This window comes from Sinomonas sp. ASV486 (assembly GCF_030908215.1).
GTDB lineage: Bacteria > Actinomycetota > Actinomycetes > Actinomycetales > Micrococcaceae > Sinomonas > Sinomonas puerhi.
On sequence record NZ_JAVFJK010000007.1, the window covers coordinates 77415 to 100422 of the forward strand.

Annotated in this window: 23 protein-coding genes and 1 pseudogene; 17 read left to right on the plus strand and 7 right to left on the minus strand. The window is 67.3% G+C overall.

The genetic code is table 11. From position 1 onward, the window contains the following. Positions 1 to 96: 96 nt before the first annotated feature. Complete coding sequence (locus tag RBS60_RS11555) at positions 97 to 1794, plus strand: GMC family oxidoreductase (RefSeq protein ID WP_307957711.1); 1698 nt, start codon at positions 97 to 99, stop codon at positions 1792 to 1794. 500 nt (positions 1795 to 2294) lie between these two features. Here the strand turns inward: RBS60_RS11555 and RBS60_RS11560 are convergent, their stop codons facing one another. After that, positions 2295 to 3626: an ISL3 family transposase gene (locus RBS60_RS11560; protein WP_307957712.1), complete on the minus strand. Its 1332-nt coding sequence runs from the start codon at positions 3624 to 3626 to the stop codon at positions 2295 to 2297. 352 nt (positions 3627 to 3978) lie between these two features. Here RBS60_RS11560 and RBS60_RS11565 point away from each other — a divergent pair, with 352 nt between their 5' ends. The 8 genes and pseudogenes from RBS60_RS11565 (at position 3979) to RBS60_RS11595 (ending at position 9891) form a co-directional block, all read left to right on the plus strand. After that, on the plus strand, positions 3979 to 4848 hold the full coding sequence (locus RBS60_RS11565; RefSeq protein WP_307957713.1) for a hypothetical protein: 870 nt from the start codon (positions 3979 to 3981) through the stop codon (positions 4846 to 4848). 66 nt (positions 4849 to 4914) lie between these two features. Then, a complete protein-coding gene (locus RBS60_RS19650) occupies positions 4915 to 5709 on the plus strand; it encodes an alpha/beta fold hydrolase (RefSeq protein WP_374049275.1) in 795 nt (264 codons plus the stop codon). A gap of 719 nt (positions 5710 to 6428) precedes the next feature. Beyond that, complete coding sequence (locus tag RBS60_RS11570) at positions 6429 to 6602, plus strand: DUF4913 domain-containing protein (protein ID WP_307957714.1); 174 nt, start codon at positions 6429 to 6431, stop codon at positions 6600 to 6602. A 115-nt stretch (positions 6603 to 6717) separates the two neighbouring features. After that, positions 6718 to 6942, plus strand: a pseudogene (locus tag RBS60_RS11575) (hypothetical protein); the annotation flags it as partial. A gap of 349 nt (positions 6943 to 7291) precedes the next feature. Continuing rightward, on the plus strand, positions 7292 to 7879 hold the full coding sequence (locus RBS60_RS19660) for a relaxase domain-containing protein (RefSeq protein WP_407073434.1): 588 nt from the start codon (positions 7292 to 7294) through the stop codon (positions 7877 to 7879). 138 nt (positions 7880 to 8017) lie between these two features. Beyond that, positions 8018 to 8224, plus strand: a complete 207-nt coding sequence (locus tag RBS60_RS11585; RefSeq protein WP_307957715.1) for a DUF4177 domain-containing protein — start codon at positions 8018 to 8020, stop codon at positions 8222 to 8224. A gap of 100 nt (positions 8225 to 8324) precedes the next feature. Continuing rightward, the gene (locus RBS60_RS11590; protein WP_307957716.1) at positions 8325 to 8510 is read left to right on the plus strand and encodes a hypothetical protein; all 186 of its coding nucleotides are present in this window, start codon (positions 8325 to 8327) and stop codon (positions 8508 to 8510) included. Positions 8511 to 8685: 175 nt separating this feature from the next. After that, positions 8686 to 9891, plus strand: coding sequence for a Fic family protein (locus RBS60_RS11595; RefSeq protein ID WP_307957717.1), 1206 nt, complete (start codon positions 8686 to 8688; stop codon positions 9889 to 9891). An 88-nt stretch (positions 9892 to 9979) separates the two neighbouring features. Here RBS60_RS11595 and RBS60_RS11600 read toward each other — a convergent pair whose 3' ends face one another. Both RBS60_RS11600 and RBS60_RS11605 read right to left on the minus strand, forming a co-directional pair. Further along, positions 9980 to 11905, minus strand: coding sequence for an amylosucrase (locus RBS60_RS11600; RefSeq protein WP_374049267.1), 1926 nt, complete (start codon positions 11903 to 11905; stop codon positions 9980 to 9982). A gap of 121 nt (positions 11906 to 12026) precedes the next feature. After that, on the minus strand, positions 12027 to 12761 hold the full coding sequence (locus RBS60_RS11605) for an MBL fold metallo-hydrolase (protein ID WP_307957718.1): 735 nt from the start codon (positions 12759 to 12761) through the stop codon (positions 12027 to 12029). Positions 12762 to 12840: 79 nt separating this feature from the next. Here RBS60_RS11605 and RBS60_RS11610 point away from each other — a divergent pair, with 79 nt between their 5' ends. Beyond that, positions 12841 to 13512: a TetR/AcrR family transcriptional regulator gene (locus RBS60_RS11610; protein ID WP_307957719.1), complete on the plus strand. Its 672-nt coding sequence runs from the start codon at positions 12841 to 12843 to the stop codon at positions 13510 to 13512. 42 nt (positions 13513 to 13554) lie between these two features. On the opposite strand, the gene RBS60_RS11615 is transcribed toward RBS60_RS11610, so the two are convergent. Continuing rightward, entirely contained in the window at positions 13555 to 14172 is a 618-nt protein-coding gene (locus RBS60_RS11615; protein WP_307957720.1) for a hypothetical protein, read from the minus strand. 84 nt (positions 14173 to 14256) lie between these two features. Between RBS60_RS11615 and RBS60_RS11620 the strand changes: the two genes are divergently transcribed. The 3 genes from RBS60_RS11620 (at position 14257) to RBS60_RS11630 (ending at position 16615) form a co-directional block, all read left to right on the plus strand. Beyond that, on the plus strand, positions 14257 to 15012 hold the full coding sequence (locus RBS60_RS11620; protein ID WP_307957721.1) for a dienelactone hydrolase family protein: 756 nt from the start codon (positions 14257 to 14259) through the stop codon (positions 15010 to 15012). A 1-nt stretch (position 15013) separates the two neighbouring features. Further along, positions 15014 to 15445: an Lrp/AsnC family transcriptional regulator gene (locus RBS60_RS11625; protein WP_307957722.1), complete on the plus strand. Its 432-nt coding sequence runs from the start codon at positions 15014 to 15016 to the stop codon at positions 15443 to 15445. 138 nt (positions 15446 to 15583) lie between these two features. Continuing rightward, the gene (locus RBS60_RS11630; protein WP_307957723.1) at positions 15584 to 16615 is read left to right on the plus strand and encodes an ornithine cyclodeaminase; all 1032 of its coding nucleotides are present in this window, start codon (positions 15584 to 15586) and stop codon (positions 16613 to 16615) included. Between the two features lie 111 nt (positions 16616 to 16726). Here the strand turns inward: RBS60_RS11630 and RBS60_RS11635 are convergent, their stop codons facing one another. Further along, positions 16727 to 18898, minus strand: coding sequence for a transglycosylase domain-containing protein (locus RBS60_RS11635; RefSeq protein ID WP_307957724.1), 2172 nt, complete (start codon positions 18896 to 18898; stop codon positions 16727 to 16729). Between the two features lie 40 nt (positions 18899 to 18938). Then, positions 18939 to 19247, minus strand: coding sequence for a hypothetical protein (locus RBS60_RS11640; RefSeq protein WP_307957725.1), 309 nt, complete (start codon positions 19245 to 19247; stop codon positions 18939 to 18941). Between the two features lie 268 nt (positions 19248 to 19515). Between RBS60_RS11640 and RBS60_RS11645 the strand changes: the two genes are divergently transcribed. Together RBS60_RS11645 and RBS60_RS11650 are read left to right on the plus strand one after the other, a co-directional pair. After that, the gene (locus RBS60_RS11645) at positions 19516 to 19980 is read left to right on the plus strand and encodes a GatB/YqeY domain-containing protein (RefSeq protein WP_307957726.1); all 465 of its coding nucleotides are present in this window, start codon (positions 19516 to 19518) and stop codon (positions 19978 to 19980) included. Positions 19981 to 20076: 96 nt separating this feature from the next. Next, positions 20077 to 21009: a hypothetical protein gene (locus tag RBS60_RS11650; RefSeq protein ID WP_307957727.1), complete on the plus strand. Its 933-nt coding sequence runs from the start codon at positions 20077 to 20079 to the stop codon at positions 21007 to 21009. Between the two features lie 86 nt (positions 21010 to 21095). Here RBS60_RS11650 and RBS60_RS11655 read toward each other — a convergent pair whose 3' ends face one another. Next, positions 21096 to 21716, minus strand: a complete 621-nt coding sequence (locus tag RBS60_RS11655; protein ID WP_307957728.1) for an L-threonylcarbamoyladenylate synthase — start codon at positions 21714 to 21716, stop codon at positions 21096 to 21098. Positions 21717 to 21798: 82 nt separating this feature from the next. Here RBS60_RS11655 and RBS60_RS11660 point away from each other — a divergent pair, with 82 nt between their 5' ends. Beyond that, entirely contained in the window at positions 21799 to 22053 is a 255-nt protein-coding gene (locus RBS60_RS11660) for a hypothetical protein (RefSeq protein ID WP_307957729.1), read from the plus strand. A 74-nt stretch (positions 22054 to 22127) separates the two neighbouring features. Next, positions 22128 to 23000 carry a metal-dependent hydrolase gene (locus RBS60_RS11665; RefSeq protein ID WP_307957842.1) on the plus strand — a complete coding sequence of 291 codons (873 nt, stop codon included), beginning with the start codon at positions 22128 to 22130 and terminating at the stop codon, positions 22998 to 23000. The last annotated feature ends 8 nt before the right edge of the window (positions 23001 to 23008 follow it).

A 23008-nucleotide genomic window follows, 5' to 3' on the forward strand; every position in this document is an offset into this window, starting at 1 on the left:
AAAACGAATGATCAACTTCCCAGTTTGATGTTGCCGGAGTCCATCGTCTCCGGCTGCGGGCGGCACAGGGAGTGGTCAAGGACCTTGGAGCAAGAAATGACGGATTCAAAGAGCAAGCGCTATGACGCGCTTGTGGTCGGGTCGGGTGCTGCCGGAAGCATCGCGGTGAAGGAACTGACCGAGCGTGGCCTCGAGGTTCTCCTTCTGGAGGCCGGGCGTGACATCACCGAGGAAGATTTCACCCCGGCGCCTCCTACCGCGCCGGCGGCGATGAGTATCAGTCTGGGCGCTCGGATCAGGTCGACCCTGAAGGGTCAGCCCATTCAGTCGCGGCGGGCAATGTTCCAAGAGCAGAAGAACCGCTTCCTGGTCAATGACCTCCAGCACCCGTACTCGAGCCGCGGGGGCGACTTCCTGTGGATCCGCGGGCAGATCCTCGGCGGCCGCCTGCATTCCTACGGCCGGGTGCTGCTGCGGGCCTCCGACCACGAGTTCAAGGCCGCCAGCATGGGCATCAAGGACGGCCAGGACTGGCCGATCTCCTATGCGGACCTAGAGCCGTACTACGACCGGCTCGAGGAGTTCCTCGGGCTGTACGGCACAGCTGACGGCATCCCGAATCTCCCTGACGGCAAGTACCGCGGCCCCTCGCTCCTCACGGAGGCAGAGAAGCACTTCAAGAGCACGGTCGAGGGCAAATGGGGCAACCGCCACGTGATCCCATGGCGCTACGCCGCCCCGAACCTGCACCGCGTGCCGCTTGGCATCGTCGCGGCCCGTGAGACCGGACGGCTCACGACACGAACGGATGCCATCGTGCGGAAGGTGACGATCGATCCAAAGACGGGCCTGGCAGACGGGGCTGTGTTCGTTGACCGGCGCACCAAGGAAGAGCATCGCGTCCATGCTGACGTGGTCGTGCTGTGCGCCTCCACGATCGAGTCCATCCGGCTGCTGCTGAACTCAGCGACCGACGGCCATCCCGACGGGCTGGGCAACTCCTCCGGGTTGCTGGGCAAGTACTTCATGGATCAGACGCCGAGCCTGCTGTTCGGCGACGACCCGAGCCATCCCGGATTCGACCGGATCGATCCCGCCCCGGCCGATCCGTACTACCCACCGGTCGGAGGCATCTACATCCCTCAGTTCGAAAACGTTGAGGGCGTCACGAATTCGGACTTCGCGCACGGATGGGCCATGCAGGGCACGGTCGGACGCCTGCCCGTCCCTGAAGGACACCCAGGTACTGTCGGCCTCATGGGCTTTGGGGAGATCCCCCCGTACAAAGAGAATCAGGTCACCCTCCACCCGAGACGGAAGGATGCGTGGAACATCCCCATCCCCCGGATCCGCCTCGGCATCACCGACAACGAGCGCGCCCTCATGCGCGCCCAAGTGGCCGGGCTCAAGGAGATGGCCCTAGCGAGCGGATACACCATCAACTTCGCCGGCTCCTCCCTGGGACTGGACTCTAAGGAGGTGTGGCCGAATGCGGATCCGATCAGCCGTGCCCTGTTCGTCTCCTTCTTCACGAAGAGCCTGGCCATGGGCGCCGCGATCCACGAGTGCGGCGGCGCCCGCATGGGAGAGGACCCCAGGACATCGGTGCTCAACGGACGAAACCAGAGCTGGGACGTGCCCAACCTCTTCGTCACCGACGGAAGTGCCTACGTCACCAACGGCGCCGTCGGCCCGACGCTGACGATCATGGCCATGACGGCCCGGGCATGCGAATACATCGCCGAGGAGCATGCCTCGGGGAACCTGCACAAGAAGGAGTCCTCTCGACCCTGACCAGCTGCCCCGTCGCACTCTGGACGACGAACACGACCGCGACGAAGCTGCTTCGGGCGAGCAGGAGCGATCGTGAATAAGTCGGCTCGCCCCGCCTCATTTCGGTGGGGGTCGGGCGGACCGCTCGCCGGCGCGGGCTCGACCCGGCCCCGTGCGCTGCCTCCAGCTTCTGTCGGGTTTCCGAGACCCAGCAAAGGAATCGCCGGGCTCCTACTTTACATAATCCCCGTTCTCGGCAGAGCTGTAGCACAAGCCGAAACAGGTGCCGGGACTCCGCAATGGGGCCCAGACCGCGGGCATGAAGGAGCGAGAGCGACCAGGCAACCCAACCGACAACTCGACGTGGACCACTTGTACTTTGTCGAGCCCGGTGCGCTGTCGTGCGTGCAGGCCGATGCTCTGTTCAACCATCTCCGACCCGCACGTGCTGGGCGTCCTCGACCGGCCGTCAACCAGCCGACCGCCACCGAGGCTGGAGAACGTTTTGTGGCTCTTCGGATCTAAGCATGGTTTGGGGTTCTCCATGGGCGGTGGCCGCCTGCGGATAGCAGGCATCTGAGTCTGTAGTTTTCGAAGTTGCGGAAGCCGCGGGCGATGCGACGGGTGGTCTCGATGACGCCGTTGACGGCCTCGGTGGGCCCGTTGGATGAGCCCTTGGTGTCGAAGTAGGCCAGGAATGCGGCACGCCAGCGGCGCAGGGTCTTCCCGAGCCGGGCGATCTCGGGGATCGGGCAGGACGGGAACGCGGCGATGACGTGCTCGGCGGTCCACCTGCCGGCGGCAGGGTCGGTAGCGGTGTAGACGGACCGGAGCTGCTGCGCGCAGGCCCAGGCGAGCTCGACCTCGAAATGCCCGCTGTGGGCGTCGAACGCCGTGGCGAGACGGCCGTTCTGCTTCTCGGTGAGCCGCTCGGCGCCGCAGCGCAGGGTGCGCTGGATGCCGTAGAGCGGGTCGCCCTTGTGCCGGCGGTGGCCGAGGGTGGCCTGCTGGACGCAGCGGCGGACCTCGTCCACCGCCGCGGTGCCCAGCTTCACGACGTGGAACGCATCGAGCACCGCCACGGCGTCTTCGAGCTGGTCGTCAATGGCGTTCTTGTAGCCCTGGAAGGGGTCCAGGGCGGCGACCTCCACACCCTTGCGGAAAGCGTCGCCGCGGTCCTTGAGCCAGTCCCGGTAGACCGGCCCGGACCGGCCAGGCACGAGATCCAGCAGCCTGGCCCGGGGCTTCCCATCCGGGCCGCGGGTGTGGTCCACGATCCCTGTGACCATCCCGGATCCGGGTGGGTCGGTGTGCGACCAGAGATGCTCGTCCACACCGAGCGCGTCGATCCCGGCAAGCCGTCCAGGATCGGCGAGGCGCCGCCGGGTCTCTGCCGCGACCGGGTCCCAGACTGTGCCCCAGTCGACCCCGAGGTGACGGGCCAGTGCCGAGACGGACGTGTCGTCGCGCTCGAGGGCATCCGTGGCCCAGGAGACTGCCCGGACGCTGAGCTTGGCTCGCGGGGCCGCGAACGGGTGGGCCTCGGAGAAGGTCTTCTTCGGGCACGCCGGCTCCGGGCAGCGCCAAATCCTCTTGAGCCATCGGATCCGCACCGGGGTCCCGAAGCAGGGCGTGTCCGCGACGGTGTGGACGCGGCGTCCGTGCCCGACAGCGACGCATCCGCATCCCGGGCACCCACCGACGTCGGCGTCGGTCTCCACCGTCACCGTCAGGCTGAAGCCGCCGCCTGAATCATCGGCGCACACGCCGAGCACGTGCAGGCCCGGGAAATGGAAGAGCGCATCAGCCCGTGCGCACCAGCGCGCACCGGGCCCACAAGTACAGTGGTCCACGTCGAGGTCTTCTCATCAGATTGCTTGGTCGCTTCTGATCCTGAAGACCTCGACCCCATCAGCCCCGCACCGCCACGCCGCCGGATCCCTCAACCATGCTTAGATCCGAAGAGCCCGTTTTGTCATATTTTTGATCATCGACTATCAAATAGGACCGTCTTCAGTCATTGACGAAATCACCGTTAGGGAATAAAACGAACATGTGACACCAGTGCATCAGAACAGTAGGGTCTGGCCCTTCGTCGGTGATCTTCGAGGTGTCAAATTCGTCAAAGAAGTTCAGCGTCGACTGTACGAGTTCAGAAAAATGCACGTGACGGGTCCGGGAACCAGACACAGATAGAGACTCATTATGGACAGCGACAAAGTCACTTATGCATTACCCACGCGGAGGCGATATCCCTCGCTGGCAGATGCCTTCTGGTTCTGTCTGGATGTGCTACCCGTTCTTGTGATAGCTTGTGTCATCCTATTATCGTACCTCATCGATGGAACGAAACTTGGATCAGTAGACTTGGCTTCGCTCGCCGGAACCGTTGTGATGTCAGGCTTGCTGAGCTGTGCAGTTCTTGAGACGGCAAAACGGCTTCTTAGAATCCGCGGGCTCTATCAGCAACGTCAAGCTCGCCTCTGGTTTGCGGCCCAAACCAGAAATCAGGTGGAAAACGAGATGATTCGAGGGAACCCCGATGACTTATACTTCGATCCGAGTGGCAAGACCGCGATTATGGAGCTCCTCAGCGTTGCAGGGGTCGTGGGCTACCAGCAAATTTCCAAATATTACACACGGGGTAGAAGTTTTGGGACCGTCTTGGAAGGTCTAATAGTCTTCGACCTGCCGATCGAACAACTAACGGCTCAAGTGGCGCAGGCGGCGGATGCCGCCTTGGAACATCCCCAGGGTTACCCGGCATTGACCGTGGCTTTGTTTGGATCCCCCCGATCCTTGGAAGCTGATTCAGAAAATATCGATCTGTCAGCGGCGGTGTCAATTCGTCGCAGCCTTGACCTTTTCCAGATTTCGATTGGTCAGCGTTGGCGTCGATACATTTCCGCCAGTCCCTTGGCGCTCAGTGGCTTGTTCGCCCTGGCAATGACATCTCTTGGCCCCCGGAATTCGAACGGATTCTTCCTTACGACCGTTGCGGCTGTCTTTATCGGCGGCTATCTCTCATGGCTGACCCGTGACCTCAGCGCCGGGATCGAGCGCTGGCGGCGGTGACAGGTGGACGCCTGGACTGTGAGATCTTCTCGGACCGGAGATCTGGTTGCCGGTGAAGTCCATCATATGGACGAAAGGGGCTTGCGTATCGATGATACGAACAGGTTCTCTGCAACTCGATTCAAAAGGCTTGTCATCCTGGTACATGGCTTCAATGTTTCAGACGAAGATGCTACGCAAGCGTATCGACAGCATCTAAGAGCCCTAAGAATTGCCATGGCTTATCGTGAACCCAAAAGACTCGGAGAATTTATTGGGTTTCATTGGCCTGGCGATCATCCTGATCCGCTTCTCTCAAAGCTAACGTTCGCGGCCCGGCCGCCAGACGCGATACGCTCGGGTGAGCGCCTCGTGGAGTACCTGGAAGAGATTAAGCCCCAACCAGAGGTCGTTATCATCGCCCACTCCCTTGGATGTTTGGTTGCTTTAGCTGCATTGAATCGAATTAGCACGAAGGCCAGACGCGTTGGCTATCTTCCGCCCCGGATTACTCACCTTTTTCTTATGGCCCCAGCCGTCCAAATAGATGCATGCAGAAATACCGGGGCATATGCCGCCAGAATCTGCGATGAGCGTATTTTCTTCTCTGATAAGGACCGTACCCTGGAGAAGGTTTTCAAACTTGGGGGATACCTGTATGACGGCGTCAAATCTGACGCCGTCGGATACCTCGGCTTGCCAACGTGGGGGAGATGGAGCTGGCGCTACCGAGAGCAATTGGATCACGGAGAATACTGGTCCAGTACACGCGTTGCCGGCGATATCGTCGACTGTCTTTTAGCGAAGCCCTCTTTGGAGTTACCCGAGATGGCGCCTTCCCCCGAGCACAGGCTGCCCAGCCACCCCGGCCCGCATGGCTAAGAGCAGAAGCTTGCATATTTTAGATTCACGCGACCGAGTCGGTTGCTGTCCACCTAGTCGGCCGGTGAGTCTCGCAGTTCCCAAGGAGGAGATGGGAATGCGAGGAGGGGTGGTTCCGACGGTGGCGCTCACGATGCCCAGCGACCCTGAAAGACAACCTCGGGCCGCGTATAAGGAGTGGGGACACCGCATCCAGCCTGACTCGTGCCATCTACATGGGGTCCTTGGCCTTGCGGGGCCCTACTCACCCTCGTCCGGCTTCACGAGCCGGACGCGCTTGGCGATCGGGCTGCGGGGTGCATGCCGAGGTCTTCGTTGCACTTGGGCGTTCGCGGTTGCGGCGGGCGATCATCTTCTACACTGGTGTTCTGCTTGACGTCCGATGATACCGAGGGGTAGAGGCTGGTGGTGGAGGCGTAGTCGTGCCCCCCACCTAGGTGTTTCGCGGCCGGAACGGGAGCCCTCGCACCAGATGCAACTCGTCCCACTCAACCGCCGATAACTGGCCTTATGTCCCATCAAGTGCTTCATGTCTTGGACTCTCTGCGCCAATCGACGGCCCGGAAGAACAGCCGCCCCTGCGCTTGAACGCTGTGCCTCCCGGCCTGCTGTGCTCGGGGGTGGCGCCCGCAGCGGTGGAAGCATGCCGGAGCGATCAGCCGTCTGGAAGATCTCTCTGGCGGGCCCGGGAGTTCCTGCGCCGGGACGGCACTACTGGCATGGGCGTGTGGTGGCGTGACCACGCCGACCACTCCATGTCCGCGCTGTCGGCCGACGGGCCGTTCAAGGGCTGCAGCCCCGACGACGGCCACCGCTCCAAGCTGGTTCCACTGCCGTATGAGGAGCCACCGGCAGCCCTGTTCTCGGGCAATCGGAGCAGCGCGTTCGGTTGAAGCGAACGGATCGCCACGCGTCTTGCAGATGAGGCCCGCGCAGTCACTGGCCGCGTCAGAGGTGCCGGGCTGTTGTTGCTCACCCGACCGTCGAGGAGGCGGGGTGAGGGTTTCGATGCGCGTGATGAGTGCGGGGGACGGGTACAGGTACCTGCTGCGCACGGTGGCCGCCGCTGCCGGTGATCGGTCGCTGTCGATACCTCTGACACGCTCCTACGCCGAAGCGGCGAACCCGCCGGACCGTCGGCTCGGCAGCGGCCTGCCTGCCCTGGGCGCGGGTCGGTTGCGTGCCGGCGACGAGGTCTCCGAGCCTCAGCTGCAGCTGCTGGTCGGGATGGGCGCACCCGCTCACCGGCGAACCCGCCGGACCGTCGGCTCGGCAGCGGCCTGCCTGCCCTGGGCGCGGGTCGGTTGCGTGCCGGCGACGAGGTCTCCGAGCCTCAGCTGCAGCTGCTGGTCGGGATGGGCGCACCCGCTCACCGGCGAACCCTTGGACCGCGCCTATCCCGAGTGCCGGCCGGTTTCTGAGCGGGTCGCCCATCGAGTGGGAGGGCTCGATCCTGAACTGGGCCTGCTCAGGGGGCCGGCGCTGTCGCTGAGATCGAGGCGGAGGAGGACGCGCGGGGGAGACGTGCCGAGCGGTTGCGGGCTTCGACTACACGTTCTCGATCCCGAAGTCCGCGAGCATCCTGTGGGCGGTGGCCGACGCGGGGACGCAGGCGCCGACCGCGCACGCGCATCGCGCGGCGGTTGCGGAGGCGGTTGCGTTCGTCGAGCGTGAGGTTGCAGCGACCCGGATCGGCGCAACCGGAGCCGATGGGGCGGTTGCGCAGGTCGAGGCCGCCGGGGTGAGTCGCGACCGCGTTCGACCACCACAACTCGCGGGAGGAGTGCCTCAGTTCAGGCCCGTGGCCGAACTCCCGCGATGGAGAGACGCGATTCACCCGCGCGGCGCTCGTCTGCGCCCGGGCATCGGACAGCGGCCCGACGCCAGCTTCCCTGATCTCAGTCCGTGTGGGGTCCGCAGCCGCAGACTCATCAAATACCCATCCCAATCGCCCGGCACCGACCGCCACCGACCGGGTACACTCGGACCAAGCGAACCGCCCGGTTCCCCGTCAGCACAAGGGAACCCGCGAGTTCCCGAGACAACCGGGGAGACCCCGGATTCGCCCCGACCCTCCAGAGGGTCGCCGGTTCGAATCCGGCAGGGGGCTCCGAGGAAGAGGCGGGCAGTGCCGGGCCTGCGCTTTGGGTCTGCCCCATTCTGGCCTTAGCTCAACACGGGGTTCGGTATTGCCGAGAGCGTGATCGCCGCGGGCTTTCTACAGCTGAAGGGCAGCCCACCTGCGGAGCGCCCCACCGCGCCGGGTAGCATTCCCAACGACTGGCAAACTACGGGAGGGGGCCGTGTCATGCGGTATGTCGTCTTGCAGGTGATCCTCAAGGAGAAGCTCTGGGGGACGGGTTCAGGGAACCTGACCGAGCTCGAGCGGGTCATCAACGACCAGGCCTCGAAAGGCTACCGGCTCCACACCATCACCACCGCCAGCAGCGGTAGCAAGGGTCTCGGCGGCGGCGACCGCGTCCAGGCGACGATGGTGTTCGAGAGCCTCTCCTAGCCGCCCGCCAGTCAGTCGTCGGCCGGTCCGACCCCGACCGGCAGCCGGGGAGCTGCGGCCGAGCCGGGACCGTCTGCTTCACGCCCCTGGTACTCCCTGGGTGCTCCACGGTGCCGGCGACCGTGATTGTGCGCGCGCCGAGGAGGGCAAGCCCGACGTGGCCATGCCGGGCGCGCAGAAGCTGCTCAACGTCGTCCCGCGCGGCGCAGCGATCCCGAAGCGTGCCGCCGATGCGTTCGTGCAGCCGCTCTTTCGCGCTCGGTACGTGGTCGTGGTCGCGGCCTGAGCAGTCCGCCGAGCGGGGAGGACCGGCCGTGGGGCCGGCCCTCCCCGCTGCCGCATCTGGAACAGTACACGTCGCACGTGTTCCAACTCAGGAATCAGTTGGAACAAGACAGATCATCCTTGTTCCAATTGGAACAAAACCCGATCTCGGGTTCTTACTTACGCGGAGGGGCACCATGGCAGCTGAGCAGTTCCCCGTCGTAGGCTGGCCCCCCGTCTCGCACGAGTCGCTCGAGTGGACGAGCCGGTACGAGTTCGGCCCGCGCGCTTCGCTGGGCGAGCGGACCGAGCGGTACAGCGCCGCCGTGCCCGCGCTGATCGGGACGGCCCCATACACGCCGCCCGGGTCGCTCGCTGCGGAGCTCGAGGACGCAGCTGTCGCCTTGCGGGAGTTCGACACCGAGCTTGGGGCCGGAATTGCGCCCTTCGCCTCCGTCCTACTGCGCACCGAATCGATGTCCTCATCCATGATCGAGAACGTCACCGCCAACGCCCGCAGCGTCGCGATGGCCGAACTCGGCGACACGTCCACGCGCAACGCCATGCTCGTCGTGGACAACGGCTCGGCCATGAAGGCCGCCCTAGCCGCGGCCGACGACACCACCCCCGGGGGCATCCTCGCCATGCACCGGGCCCTCATGGCGCACTCCGACCCCGACCAGGCCGGGAAGTGGCGGCAGGAACCGGTGTGGATCGGCACCAGCGCCAAGAGTCCTGTCGGGGCTGACTACGTCGCGCCCCGGTACGAGCGCGTCCCGGGCCTCATCGAGGATCTCGCCGACTTCGTCCGCCGCAACGACCTCCAGGTGCTCGCGCACGCGATGCTCGCCCACGCCCAGTTCGAGACCATCCACCCGTTCACGGACGGCAACGGCCGCACCGGGCGTGCGCTGCTGCAGGCGATCCTGCGCGGGAAGGGACTGACCCGGAACGTGACCGTGCCGATCTCCGCCGGGCTGCTCGTCGACGTGCTCGCCTACCACCGGGCGCTGGACGCCTACCGCGATGGAGACCCGGACGAGATCGTCCGGATGGGCTCGACGGCAGCGTTTCTGGCCATAGAGAACGGCCGCCGCCTGGCCGCCGACATCCGCAGCGCCCGGGAGGGCTGGGACGGGAAGGTCACGGCCAGGGCCGACAACGCCGTCTGGAGGGTCATGGACCTGCTGGAGCGCCAGCCCGTGGTGACCTCGCGGGTCTTGGAAGATGAGCTCGGGCTCGCCCGCAATACCGTCTGGCGCGCGATGGGCCTGCTGGAGGAGGCCGGCGTCGTCCTCGGGGTGAACAAGCACAGGATGGGCCGCAACTGGCGCTCCGAGGAGGTCCTCGCGGCGCTGGACGCCTTCGCGCAGCGCGCGGAGCGCCGCGGCCGCGCCGACTGAGCGCCGCTGAGCGCCGCTGAGCGCCGCTGAGCGCCGCCGAGTGCCGGTGTGCGACGCCGGCTGCGAGCCGGTTTCGAGGTGTTTCGGCCTATGCGGTGTGCGCCCGTAGCCACACGAACTCCTGTGGTGGCAGGGTGATCCCGTCCCCGAGCAGGATGGTTTGGCCGGTGAAGAGGTCGGTGGACGCCGTTGTGAAGCCCGAGAGCGTGAGCGGCGTGACGTGCTGCGGTTCATCGGAGAAGTTGGCGAGGACCACGACGACGCCGCGCTCGCCGGGGCGCTGGTAGCCGAGCACGTGGCGGTTGCCGGTACCGAAGCCGATGAGCCGGTTTCCGGCAAGCTCGGGCGTACGTTCCCGCACCGCGAGCATCTTCTTCAGGCCGGCATAGATGGCGCCCTCGGGCGTCCACGGGTCGTTGCGGTGCGCATATCGCTCGGCGGGGTAGTGGGGGCGGTTGACCCAGCGCGAATCGGCGCCGTGGCCGGGCTCGTCCGCGTAGCCGTAGTCGTTGAGCTGGCCCACCTCGTCTCCGAGGTAGATCAGTGGGATGCCGCCGGTGCTGATGGCGACCGAGTGCGCGAGGAGGATGCGTCGCACGGCGGCTGAGTCCCCGGCGTCGGTGACGTCCTCGAGGCCGGCGAGTGACGCCGTCGTGCCCGAGATGCGGCAGTCGCCGGTGCGGGGGTTGTCCTGGAAGGGGATTCCCCGCGCGAAGCTGCCGGGGTAGCGGTTCACGTAGAACCGGTTGAGGAAGCGGCGGTGGTCGAACCCGTTGATGCCGAACTCCGCGGCGTCCTCGTCGGCGAAGGTCCAGCCGATATCGTCGTGGCTGCGCACGTAGTTGACCCATGCGGTCCCGTCGGGGAGGTTGTGGCGGCGCTCGAGCGCCTGGGCGAGGAGCCGGGCGTCCCGCGTGGCCAGGGCCTCCCATGTGAGGGCCATCTCGAGCGGATTGTAGGAGATCTGGCACTCGGCCGGATCGATGTACTGCACCACCTCGTCAGGGTGCACGATCGCCTCGGACTTGAACAGGAGCGACGGCGCGGCGAGCCGGCACACCGCATTGAACGCACGCAGGAGCCAGTGCGCCTCGGGAAGGCTCTCGCACACGGTTCCCAGCTGCTTCCAGATGAAGGCGACGGCGTCCATGCGCAGGATCTCGACGCCCTGGTTGGCGAGGAAGAGCATCTCCCCGGCCATGGCGCGGAACACCGCGGGGTTGGAGTAGTTCAGGTCCCACTGGAAGGTGTGGAACGTGGCCCACACCCAGCGCCCGTCCGGCATCGGCACGAACGAGCCCGGGTGATCGTCGGGGAAGATCTCCCGGACCGTCCGCTCATAAGCGTCCGGCATGGTCCTGTCGGGGAAGATCCAGAAGTAGTCCTCGAACTCCTGCTCGCCCGCAGCCGCACGGCGGGCCCACTCGTGCTCGTTGGAGGTGTGGTTGAAGATGAAGTCCAGCACGAGGCTGATGCCGTGTTCGCGAAGGTCGGCCGCGAGTTCCCGCAGCTGGGACATCGTGCCGAGCCTCGGGTTGACCTCACGGTAGCTCGAGACGGCATAGCCGCCGTCCGAGTTGGGCTCCGGGGCGAGGAAGAGCGGCATAAGGTGCAGGTACGTGAGGCCCAGCTCCGCGAAGTAGGGGATGCGTGCCCGGAGCCCCTCGAGGTCCTCCGCATAGCGGTCCACGTAGCAGACCCCGCCGAGCATGCGCCCGGACTGGAACCAGTCCGGGTTGGCGTCGCGGCGCGCGTCGAGCGCCTTGAGCTCGCTCGGGCGCCGCTGCCACGATGCCGCGCACTCGACGACGAGCTGCGCAAGGTGGTCCCTCCAGTCGCCGCGCTCGCCGTAGAGGCGTTCGAAGAGGTTTGCGAGCTCGCCGAAATGCGCATCGAAACGCTGCCGGAAGGCCTCCCACTCGGGTCCGGTGCGGTCGACGCCGGGCGCGGCCTCGAGCGCCGCGAGCACGTGGTCTCGGGGCGGCTGGTTCACCGTCAGAGCGTCGTCCGGCACGGGTCCTCCTCGGTTCACAGCCGGCCGCCCCTACGGCGGACCGTGTGGCCCAGATTACTGTCTGCCGGGCCGTAAGGGGATGGGTTGATCATCCCGTCACGGCCTGCATACGCTGCAGGGTTCAGCGGGCCGCCGAGCCTTCGGAGGCAACGCGCTCGACGGCGTCGATCGCCGCCGCCACGCCGTCCGACCACGGGGTCCCGTGCCCCGGCAGCACCCATCGCGCGTTGGTGCCCCGCAGCCGCTCGAGCGAGGCGATGGCCTCCACCGGATCGTCGGTGAAGGGCGCCGGCTGGGGACCCCTCCGGCCAGTGAGGACATGGCGGGTCGTGAGCGCGTCCCCCACGAACACGGCGTCGACTGACGGCACATGGATCGCGATGCTGCCGGGGGAGTGGCCCGGCATGGGGATGATGCGCGGCTGTCCCGGCAGGTCGAGCACGTCCCCGCCGGCCACGTGGCGCACCTCGGCCAGGTATTCGGGACGTTTCAGGCCGCCCTTCGCGATCGCATACGCGATGAACTGCACAGTGGCTCCGAGCTTCATGGGCCCCCACGCGGGCTTGGTTGACTCGAGCCCCCGCGCCCGGGCGCTGTCTCCGGCACCGACGAACACCGGCACGCCGTGGTCCCGGCGGAGCCGTTCGGCGAAGCCGATGTGGTCGCTGTCGCCGTGCGTGAGGACGACGCCGCGGATGTCCCCGAGCGTCCGCCCCAGCGCGGTGAGCTCAGCCTTGAGGTCCTTCCACTGGCCGGGCACGCCCGCGTCGATGAGCGTGATTCCAGCGGGGTCCATGACGAGGTATGCCGCGACGATGTCATTTCCGATGCGGTGCAGTCCCGGTGCAAGTTCCATGATGGCTATCATACGTAGCTATCATGGCTAAGTGCAATAGCTATGATGGAGAGTGAACGTCCCTGCGAGAGGGGGATCCGTGCCCACACCCGAGCGCACCAACCTGACCCAGATCGTTGAGGCGGCGAAGACCATCCTCGAGGAGTCAGGGCTTGCGGGCCTCACGATGTCCGCGGTCGCCGCCCGGGTGGGCGTGCGGGCGCCGTCCCTCTACAAGCGGGTGGGCGGCCGTGATGAGCTCCTCGGTCTCGTGGCCGACGCGACCGTCCTCGACCTCGCCGGGCGCATCGACGCCGCGATGCACGGCGGGGCGGAGACGGGCCAGGGAGCCGCCCCGACAGGGGGGTCCGGGCGAGAAACGCCCAGCGGCGCGGCGAACGGGGCCGTGTTGCCCGGCGGAGCGGCGCACGACGGCGGGGCGGAACCGCGCGCTGCCCTCTCCCGGATGGTGCGGGCCTACCGCGATTTCGCCAAGGAGCGGCCTGCCGCGTATCAGCTCGTCTTCACGCAGGCGCCGCGCGAGGCGCGGCCGCGGCCAGAGTCCCTCGCGAAGGCGGTCGCGCCCGCGCTCGCGGCCGCTGAGCGGCTCGTCGGACCTGAACACGCCCTCGACGCCGCCCGCCTCCTCACCGCGTGGACCCACGGCTTCGTGACGATGGAGCTCAGCGGCTCGTTCCGCCTCGCCGGAGGTGTCGACGCTGCCTTCGAGTACGGGCTCTCCGCGCTCGCCGAAACACTAGGCCGGGACTGAAAGGCCCCCGGGTGTCGGCGAGCCCGTCAGCCGGCGTGCCCGTCAGTAGCCGGAGGGGAAGGTGTACGAGGCGGGGAGGTCCGCCGGGGCGGACCCGTGGACGAGGGCGATCTCCGCATGGCCCGCCAGCACCATGCTGCGGGGGTCACCGGACTGCTTGGCACCGTTGATGTACACCGACCACTCGCTGATGGTCGAGCCGGGCATCGAACCGTTCGAGCCGAGGACACCCCATTCGGTGAGCACCTGGCCGACCGTGTAGGTGAGACCGGCGACGGGGGCCTCGACGTGGACGATGCCAGTGGTGTCATGCGTGTGCAGCGCCGAGATCCCATTGGGCTGTCCGTCGGCACCGAAGCTGAAGCCGATGTCGGCAGGCACCGGGACGTGCGAACCATCGGAGTACACGTCGAGGTGCGCGTGGTAGTGCTCTGCACTCCCCTCGCTCGTGAGGACCTCGAGCCCTGCGGCCTTGATGTTGGCGGCCCCGTTGGCGGGGACGAGGGCCCATCCCGTGGCGGCACCCGCTGCCCCTGAGGCGGAGGAGGCGGACTGCGCCGACTGGCCGGGCGTGGCCGGGGCCGCGGCAGGGGCCGAACAGGCGGCGGAGGCGCACGCGAGGGCAACGAGGATGAGCCCCAAGGCCCTTGGCTTCTTCACTCTGGCAGCTTTCGACGTCCGGCGGGAACCACGCGTTCGATACTAGCCCGATCGTTGCGGAGGTCCGCTCGATATCCTGTGGCCATGCCTACCGAGCTCATCCGCATTCCCGCCCCAGCCGGCACCGCCGAGGCCGTCGTTGCCCGCCCGTCCGCCGGAAACGGCCCGTTCCCTGGCGTCATCCTGTACATGGACGCCTTCGGGATCCGCCCGCGCATCGAGGAGATGGCCCAGCGCGTCGCCGATTGGGGCTACGTGGTCCTGGCCCCGAACGTGTTCTACCGTGACGGGACGGTCGAGGAACTGGCGCCGCACGTGGACATGACGACGCCGGAGGGTCGCGCAGAGGCAGGCAAGGCCGCCTTCCCACGCGTCGGCACCCTGACGGCAGACAAGGCGCTCGCGGACATCGACGTGTGGGTCGCGGCGCTCGAGGGTCTCGACGGCGTCGCGCCAGGTCCCATCGGCACCACCGGCTACTGTATGGGCGCGCGTCTGGCCGTCCGCACCGCGAACGCGCACCCCGAGGTCGCGGCCTGCGGCGGCTTCCACGGCGGTGGCCTCGCCACCGACGCCGAGGACAGCCCCCACCTCGGGCTGTCCAACGCCCGAGCGCGCTTCGTGTTCGGCCATGCCGATCAGGACAGGAGCATGGATTCGGAAGCCGTGGCACGCCTCGGCGAGGCGCTCGCCGAAGCCGGCCTCACGGCGTCGAACGTCATCTACCCCGGCGCGGCGCACGGCTACTCCATGGCGGACACCGCGTCCTACCACGAGGAGGCCGCCGAGCGGCACTTCCGCGAGCTCCGCGGTCTCCTCGACGCAACGCTCAAGGCGTGAGGTGGCCGAGCTGACCGAGCTCGACCGCAGACTCCTCTCGGCCCTGCGCGAGGACGGCCGAGAATCCGTGGCCAACCTCGCGCGGCGGCTGGGGGTCACGCGCGCCACCGTGAGCAGCCGGATCGAGAAGCTGGTCGCATCGGGGACCATCGTCGGGTTCACCGCGCGGGTCCGTGACGAGGTGGACCCGCTCGCGATCCACGCGGTGACCCTCATCGAGGTCGAGGGAAGGAGTGCGGACACGGTGATCGGCGCGCTCCGGGGCCTTCCCGAGATCACCGCACTCCACACCACGAACGGACGGTGGGACCTCGTGGCCGAGCTCCGCACCGACAGCCTGCGCGACTTCGACGCGCTCCTGGGCCGGATCCGCGGCATCGAGGGGATCGTCAACAGCGAATCCAGCCTGCTCTTGAGCTCCGTGCTCCGCTGAGTGGGCACAATGAACAGAGAACTCCGTCAGAATGCTCACTGACTGCCCATAAGTGATCCATTCCGGCCATTGCAGATGCAGATCGCCGATCCGTACCGTGGGTGGGTACCCCCCAGATCCACTGAAGGAGCCCACGCGATGGCGCGTTTCGTCGATGTCCGAACCATGGTCGCCTGGACCGCAGACCGTGGCCCGGAGGAGATCATGGCCGGCATGATCGACTACCTCGAGGAGGACTTCCGCCGCTGGGAGTCCTTCGACAAGACCCCGCGCGTTGCGAGCCACACCCCGTTCGGCGTCATCGAGCTCATGCCCACGAGCACCGACGAGGAGTACGGCTTCAAGTACGTCAACGGGCACCCGTCCAACCCGGCCCGCGGCTACCAGACCGTCACCGCCTTCGGCGTCCTTGCGGATGTCCACAATGGCTACCCGACGTTCCTCTCCGAGATGACGGTCCTCACGGCTCTGCGGACCGCGGCGACCTCGGCCATGTTCGCGAAGCACCTCGCCCGCCCGGACTCCAAGGTCCTCGCCCTCATCGGCGCCGGAACCCAGTCCGAGTTCCAGGCCCTCGCGTTCCGCAGTGCGCTCGGTATCTCGTCCTTCCGCGTCTGGGACACGGACGCGGCGGCGATGGAGAAGTTCGCGCGCAACATGGCTCCTCACGGCGTCGAGATCGTCGTCACGGGCTCCGCTGCTGAGTGCGTCGAGGGCGCGGACATCATCACGACCTGCACGGCGGACAAGACCAACGCGACCATCCTCACGGCTGACCTCGTCCGCCCGGGCGTCCACATCAACGCGATCGGGGGCGACTGCCCCGGCAAGACCGAGCTCGATGCGAAGATCCTCGAGCTGGGCGAGGTGTTCGTCGAATACACGCCGCAGACCCGCATCGAGGGCGAGATCCAGCAGGTGGCCCCCGCCTTCCCGGTCACCGAATTCTGGGAGGTCCTCCTCGGACGCCAAGCCGGCCGCACTTCGCCCGAGCAGGTCACGATCTTCGACTCTGTCGGCTTCGCGGTCGAGGACTTCTCGGCGCTGCGCTACGTGCGCGATGCTGTCGCCGGCACCGAGTTCGGCGAGGAGATCGACCTCGTCGCGGCCCCTGAGGACCCCAAGGACCTCTACAGTCTCGTCGCCGCCGTGGCGCCGGCTCACCTGTAGCGGCACTCGCCGCGGGTGCCGCGGCAGCAGTCCCCGCGGAAGGAGGCGCACGACGGCGGGCGCGCACCCGGCGTCGTGCGTCACCCGTGCTTTTGGAGCGGCTTGCGGACCCTACTTCTTCCCGGGCGTGATCAGGCTGGGGGGCGGAGCGTCGAACGGGCCGCGATCGTAGAGCCCGATGGCCTTCTGCATGTAGTAGGCCCACTGCGGGCCGGCGATGTACGCGCCGTCGACCACGGGCCAGAAGCGCCCGTTGACGATCACATTCCGGCCGAGGTGATCCTCGGGGTTCCCCAGCGCCTCGCCGAAGTAGGATGCGGTCGCGAGGCCCCGCGTGTAGCCAATGACCCAGGTCTCGCTGTTGAACTCGTTCGTGCCGGTCTTGGCGGCGTCGGGCACGCCGAGGTAGATGGTCTTGCCGGCGTTGTCCTTGATGTTGTAGCCCGAGCCCTTGGTCAGCACATCCTGCAGGACGTTCGTCACGGCCTTTGCCACGTCAGGCTTGATGGACCCGGGCTGGCATGCCTGGGCCTGGCCGCCGATCCGCTTGCCGTGCGAGTCGGTGACGTCAGTGATCGACCACGGCGCGCAGTACGTACCGTTCGCCGCGAACGTGGCGTAGGCGGAGGCCATCGTCAGGGGGGCGATGTTCGGGCCGCCGAGCAGGTTGCCGAGCACGGACATGTCGAGCTTCGCGCCAGCGCCCTCGCCGTTGTGCATCCCGAGCGCGTCGGCGGCGCGCTGGATGTCGCAGAAGTCATTCAGGCCCGCCGCCGAGGCGAAGGTGGCCGTGTTGATGGACTGGTAGACGCCCTCGCGGACCGTCATGGGGCGGTACCACTGGGGCTCGTCATTCTGGAGGTCCCCCGAGGTCCCGAGGCTGGCAACGGTAGAGGAGTCGTAGGCGCCGATGACCCGTGTGCACGTGTCCCGCCACGGGTGGTTGAGGGGGTAGCGCCGCTGCCCGGCGTTGACGATCTGGTCCGTGGGCTTTCCCTCGCCGAGCCACGCGGCGAGCGTCACGGGCTTCATCGCCGAGCCCGGCTGGAATCCGCCCGCGCCACCGAGGTCGTTGCCGTTGGCATCCGTACGGTCCACGCCGAAGTTGTAGCTCGTGACGAAGTCCTTGCCCTGGCCAGGGAGTATGCGCGTGTTCTGCGCCATCGAGAGGACCCTGCCCGTGCCCGGCTGCACGGTGACCAGAGCGGTGCCCCATTTGTCCGGGTTGGGGCCCGCAGTCGAGTCGACCTGCGCCTGGGCGGGGCCCTGGAGGCGAGGATCGAGGGTCGTGGTGATCGTGAGGCCGCTGCGGGTGACCTTCTGGTAGCGCTCGTCCGGGCTCGCCCCGTACGCGGGGTCGTTGAGGATCTGGTGCAGCACGAAGTCGCAGAAGTATTGGGCCTGGACGGCGTAGGCGCACCCCTGCCGCGGCGGATTGACCTTGAGCTCAAGCGGAGTCGCGACCGCGTCGTCGTGCTCCTTCTGGCTGATGTAGCCGTGCTTGAGCATCGCATCGAGCACGAGGTTGCGCCGCTCGACCGAGGGGCCCGGGCGGGCTGTCGGGTCGTAGACGCTCGGGCCGTTGACCACTCCCGCGAGGAGTGCCGCCTGGGGGAGCGTGAGGTCCTTCGCGTTGACCGAGAAGAAGTACTGGCTCGCGGCCTGGATGCCGTACGCATGCGTGTTGAAGAAGACGATGTTGAGGTAGCCGGCGAGGATGTCGTCCTTCGAGTTCTTCTTCTCGAGGGCGATAGAGAGCTTCATCTCGCGCAGCTTGTCGCCGATGCTCTTCTGGCCGTTCAGCACCACGGTGGGATCCTGGCCCTGGGCCAGCAGGTTCTCCTTGAGAACGTTGGCCACGTACTGCTGCGTGAGCGTGGAGGCACCCTGCCTGTCGCCCTTGACGTTGGCGATGACGGCGCGCAGGACCCCTGCGGTGTCGATGCCTCCGTGATCGTAGAACCGGTAGTCCTCGACCGCGATGATCGCGTTCTTGATGTTGGGGGACATCGCATCGAGGCTTACCGGCGTTCGGTTCTCGTTGTAGAGGGTCGCGATTTCCGAGCCGTCGGCCGCCACCATCTTGGTCACGAGGTCCGGTGGGGAGACGCTGAGCTCGCTCGGCAGGTTGTCGAAGAACTGGACGGTGCCGTTCGTGGCGCCCCAAGTCGCGGCCGCGACCGGCATGAAGATCCCCGCCACGAGTGCTCCGCACAGGCCACTGACCGCGAGGAAGGCGATGAGTCGCCCGAAGGCGGCGGATGCGTCCTTGGCTCTCCCCATGGTTCGATCCTAGGGGGCCAGTGTGAGGTGGACGATAACTTTACGGCCTCTCTTCGCCCTGCCGCTTCAGGTAGGTCTCGAGATCGTAGGGGTTGCCGCGGTCTGGCCTCCGCGGCTCGGCCCGGGGCTCCGGGGGCGGGAGGGAGGACGCCCGCGCGGGGCCATCACGCATGTCCGGCCCCGGGTACCACGGGCGCCCGAGCAGCCGGCGCCGTCGACCTCGCGCCACCCTGGAACCGGTCCATACCAGAACGATCAGGACGAGCGGGACCCCGGCGACGCGCGCGACGTCGAGCACCGCCAGACAAAGGATCGCGACGATGAGCCACCTGGCCGCGAGGGACGCCACGGCCACAATCCTCCGCGGACGAGGCCATGCGACGACGGAATACGGTGCTCGCTCCTGATGACTTGGGGCCTCCGGGCGCGGAACCGGCACCGGGCGTGCCGGAGCGGTGGAGCGGCGGTACGGTCGGACGTGCCGCAGGCCCCGGACTCTGTAGCGCTGGTGTCCCACGGGGACCTCCTCAAGGCTTCTTCCATTGTAGGAGCGCCTACCCTTGAGGCAGACGGTCCGTGGACAGACGCGGAAGGCCAACAGACAGAGGAAGGTGCACATGCCCACGCTCAAGGAGCGGCTCCAGGCCGACGTCGTGACCCACATGAAGTCCGGCAACAAGACCGCACTGATCACAGTGCGCAACGTGCTCGGCGAGATCGAGACGCGGGAGAAGTCGGGGAAGGAGCCGGTGACGCTCGACGACGCCCAGCTCACCTCGCTGCTGCAGAAGGAGGCGTCCAAGCGCCGCGAGACCGCGGAGATCTACGCCACGGCGGGGGAGGACGACCGCGCGGCCGCGGAGGTGGCCGAGGCCGAGGTCATCGAGGCCTACCTGCCGGCCCCGCTCACGCGCGAGGACGTCGAGAAGATCGTCGATGACGCCATCGCGGCCCTGGCCGCGGACGGCACCGAGCCCACCATGCGGCAGATGGGCCAGGTCATGAAGCCCGTCACCGCCGAGGTGGCCGGCCGATTCGACGGCAAGGCGGTCAGTGAGATCGTCCGGGCGAAGCTCGCCTAGGCTCAGCTCAGCTTCTTCTCGCGGAGCCCGGCGACGCCTATCATCGCGTCAGGGACCTCACCCCAATGGTCCCGCCCGCTGCGAGAAGGGCACACCGTGGCTGCTTCAGAAGCTGTTCGCCGTACCGCATACGCTGTCTCCGCGCTCCTCCTCGCAGCCGTCCTGGCTGCGCCCAGCGCAACGGCGGCGCGGCCGGAACCCGATCCGGCAGGCAACGCGCACGTGAGCCTTGCACGCGGTGTTCCGCCGCGGCAGGCCCGCGCCACCCAGTCGCCCGATATGACCTACCACGGCGGCACCATCCTGGACGTTGTGCCGGATGTTCGCGCCATCTTCTGGGGGACGACGTGGCCGACCGACGCGGGCGATAAGATCTCGGGCCTCGACCGTTTCTATGGCGGCATGAGCGCGAGCGAGTACGCGCGCACCTCGGACGAGTACACGCAGTCCGGGCCAGTCGCGGTGACGTCCACCATGACGTACAACGGGCACGTGCAGGACAGCTCGCCCGCCTCGTCCTCGCAGTCCGCGGTCCTCGCCGAGGTCGGGAGGGCCATCACCAACCCGGATACGTCCGGTCGCGGCTACTACGCCGTCTACACCGACATTCCCCGGGGCCGCGCTCGGTACTGCGCGTGGCACTCCGACGGGACCGTCAACGGTTTCCATGTCCAGTACGCCTTCTTCTTCAAGCTCGACGGCGACCCGGGCTGCGACCCGAACTCCACGGTCAGCGGCGAGAGCCAAGGCCTCCAGGCGCTAGCGAACGTGAGCGGGCACGAGCTGAGCGAGGCTCGGACGGACCCCAACCTCAACGCCTGGTATGACGGGTCAGGGAGCGAGAACGCGGACAAGTGCGCCTGGTCCTTCGGCTCGGACTACGTGACGTTCGCGAACAAGACCCAATGGAAGATCCAGGGGAACTGGAGCAACTGGGCCTACGACAACCAGAAGGGCTACGCCAATCTGTCTGGTCAGAACGGCTGCCTCGACGGCGGAGGCTACAGACTGTCGGCCTCATTCGGCTGACGCGCACGGCGTCCGGTGAGCGCACGACGGCGGGTGGGCACCCGCCGTCGTGCGCGCCTCCCGGCTGCGGCTATTGGACGCTGTGGCTATTCGAAGCGGCTCGGGTCGCCGGCACCGTAGCGGGCGATCTCGGCGGCACCGGAGGTGAAGTCAACCACGGTAGTGGGCTCCGACCCGCACTCGCCGGCGTCGATCACGGCGTCCAGGACGTTGTCGAGCCGTTCCTTGATCTCCCAGCCATCCGTGAGCGGATCCTCATCCCCCGGCAGGAGCAGGGTCGAGGAGAGGAGGGGCTCGCCGAGCTCCCTCAGCAGTGCCCGGACCACGGAGTGGTCGGGGATACGCACGCCCACCGACTTCTTCTTGGGGTGCAGCATGCGCTTGGGAACCTCCCGCGTAGCCGGGAGGATGAACGTATAGGGGCCCGGCGTAACGGCCTTGATGGCCCTGAACACGTCGTTGGGCATCTCGACGAGCTGCCCGAGCTGGGCGAATTCGGCGCACACGAGCGTGAAGTGGTGCTTGTCGTCGAGATGCCTGATCTGGCGGATCCGGTCCAGTGCCTCGCGGTTGCCCATCATCGCCCCGAGGGCATAGCACGAGTCCGTCGGATAGGCGATGAGACCCCCCTCCCGCAGGATCTGCACGACCTGGGCTATCGACCGGGGCTGCGGATCGACCGGGTGGACATCGAAGAATCTGGCCATGGCGGCCAGCCTACGCCAGCGAATCCGCAACTCTCCGAGACCGCGGACGAGAAATGTCGGACCCCGTCTCTAGCCTCGTTGTATGAGCACAGCAGCAGTCGCCAACCCCGCCTCGAGCGACGTCAGGACCCGCCCGGGCGCCGGGCATACAGAGCGCCCTCGTCTCTCCCTCCTCGAGGAAGCCTGCAGCGACTGCGGCCGTGCCCTAGCCCTGTTGGAGGATGCGGTGTGCGCGAGCTGTGCCGATCTCGCTGCCCACTCGTGGTGTCGGGACTGCGGCGCAGTGCTGGCCGATGGCGACCTCGAGGCCGGCGCATGCGCCGATTGCACGGCCTGAGCTCCGCCCATGGAAGACTCCGAACCACCGTCCCGTCGCTTTCCTAGCCCTTGGGATCAGGCCCCCGCACGATGATGGGGCCCCACCACGCGGCCTGTGGCGCAGCAGCCTGGGTCGCGTTGACTACGCGTGTCCACTACGACCTGACGTTCGTGACGGCGCTGTTCCCTCCCGAGGCGGGCCTTGGGAAGGTGGCGTTCGACATCGGGTGGCCGATCTTCGAGGGGACCCCCACGAGCGTCATCGTGGGCGCCCTCGTCACGGCCGGCGCCGCCCTCCTGCCCGACGCAGACCACCGCAGCGCGACGATCGCCCAGTCGCTCCCGCCCGTCTCGAACGTGGTGTGCGCGAGCGTCGGGGCGATCGCCGGTGGTCATCGCAATGGCACGCACTCCCTTGTGGGCATCGCCGCGTTCGTTGCGATGGCGTGGTTCGCCGGCCGCTGGACGGTCGAGACACCGCTGTGGGGCACGGTGTACGTCGGGACCGGACTCGTCTCGCTCCTGCTGGTCTCGTTCGCGGCGAAGGTCCTCGGCATCCTTCCGGACGGCGTGAAGAAGCTTCCCTGGGTCCTTTCCCTGCCGCTGGCCGCCTTCGTCGCCCTCAATGCGCCCGACCAGCAGGACTGGTTCCCGCTCGCCGTCGGCATCGGCGCGGCCGTGCACATTGCCGGGGACCTGCTGACCACCGGGGGCTGCAACCTGATCTGGCCGCTGCGCTTCCGACGGCCCACGTTCATGCACAAGACCCCGATCATCCGGACGGTGTGGCGGCGGGGTGGCCACCTCTCCCTCCCGATCCTCGGCGACGCGGGCTCGTGGCGGGAGTGGCTCATGCTGGTCCCCGTCAGCCTGTACGCGATCATCGGCGTTGGCACCGCCGTCGCGGAGCTCGGCCGCGGAGGCCTCGTGTGGGCCAGCGCCCTGTGGGGGATCGTGTCCCGATGACGGCAGCC